Source organism: Pseudomonas sp. EL_65y_Pfl1_R83 (assembly GCF_963970695.1).
Taxonomy (GTDB): Bacteria; Pseudomonadota; Gammaproteobacteria; order Pseudomonadales; family Pseudomonadaceae; genus Aquipseudomonas; species Aquipseudomonas tritici.
Genome location: NZ_CAXAQI010000166.1, coordinates 1 through 577, shown reverse-complemented (window position 1 = coordinate 577; position 577 = coordinate 1). Strand labels below are relative to the sequence as shown.

Genomic DNA, 577 nt, shown 5'->3' with positions numbered 1-577 from the left:
CCGGCGTGTCGGCCGAACGCCGCGATCGGCGCGGCGCTGCCGCCCGCTGCGGCTCGGGGATAGGCGCAGGAGCGGGAGCCGGTGCCGGTTCCTCAACCTCATCATCGAAGATGCTGGCGAGCGCGGAAGGTTTCTTCGCCATTATGCCGCTTCGCTTACTGGCTTAGTCGTAAAGCCGCTTAGTCGCTTAGCCTCGTCATACGCGGCGCGCAGCTCGGCTGCGGCCTTGCTGTCCGGCTCCGTCTCGGCTGCGGTGCGTCCAAGCGGCGTCGCCTTGTAGTAGTCCTTGCGGAAGTGAAGCCGATTGTTGAACATCGTCACGCCCTTGGCCGCGAACCCGGCATGGGCCTCCTGCCCCTCCCCGCCTTGGTGCGGAACCTGGGTTAAGATGACGGCGAAAGGGGTGCCGGCCTGCTGCACCTGTTTGACGGTCTGCAGCACCGAATGAACGTCCAACCCGCGCGGCGCGACGGGGATGATGACGAAATCCGCCTGCTCGGCCGCGAGCATGGCAATGTCTTTGGAGTTCGCGGGCGTGTCGATGATGATAAGGTCGATCTTGCCGCTGGTGCGACCG

At 65.3% G+C, this 577-nt stretch carries 1 protein-coding gene; it reads right to left on the bottom strand.

Going from position 1 to position 577, the window contains the following annotated elements; genetic code table 11:
- Positions 1-141: 141 nt before the first annotated feature.
- On the bottom strand, positions 142-577 hold a 436-nt coding region (locus AACY08_RS28215; RefSeq protein WP_339472387.1), incomplete at its 5' end, for a ParA family protein.